Below are 573 nucleotides of genomic sequence, written 5' to 3' on the forward strand. Positions count from 1 at the left end.
ATTCCCATGAACCCGCGCCGGACGCCATCGCCGAACAGATTGCGAAGATCATCTTCGCACCCTTAGCGCAACTTGAGTCACGCTGAGGGCGCTAGGATTTCCTTTTTTAGACGGGTAGTTTGCGAAACGCGATGGCAAATCGATTCCAAGCGTTGATAGTGTTCACTAGCAGCGTCAAGTCGACCATTTCTGATAGTGTGAAATGATCCTTTACCTTGCTGGCCAACCATGTGGCTCTGCAAACCCAGATGCTGGGAGCCAACCAGCATGAGAGCTACTGGGTGTTTGACATCTGCTACAACAACACCTCCGACATCAAGCCGACCACAATCACCGGCGACATGCACAGCATCAACATGGCCAACTTTGCCATCCTGCACTGGTTCGGCATGAACCTGGCACCGAGATTCACCAATTTGCATGCCCCGTTGAAGCACCTCTACCGCGGCCCTGACCAGGAGGGGTATGCTGATTTCCTGATTCAGCCGGTGGGGCAGATTGACCGTCATCTGATTGCCGCTGAAAAATCCAATTTGGATCACATTGCTGCCACCCTGGGGCTCAAAGAAATGA

Annotated in this window: 1 protein-coding gene and 1 pseudogene; one reads left to right on the plus strand and one right to left on the minus strand. The window is 52.7% G+C overall.

Going from position 1 to position 573, the window contains the following annotated elements; all coding sequences use genetic code 11:
- Window positions 1–106: 106 nt before the first annotated feature.
- Window positions 107–235: pseudogene (locus tag C5P05_RS00255) on the minus strand (carboxymuconolactone decarboxylase family protein); the annotation flags it as partial.
- A 13-nt stretch (window positions 236–248) separates the two neighbouring features.
- Between C5P05_RS00255 and C5P05_RS00260 the strand changes: the two are divergent.
- Window positions 249–573: Tn3 family transposase (locus C5P05_RS00260; protein WP_420130707.1), on the plus strand; the 325-nt coding region annotated here is incomplete at its 3' end.

The organism is Rhodoferax ferrireducens, assembly GCF_003347515.1.
In the GTDB taxonomy this organism is placed as follows: domain Bacteria; phylum Pseudomonadota; class Gammaproteobacteria; order Burkholderiales; family Burkholderiaceae_C; genus Rhodoferax.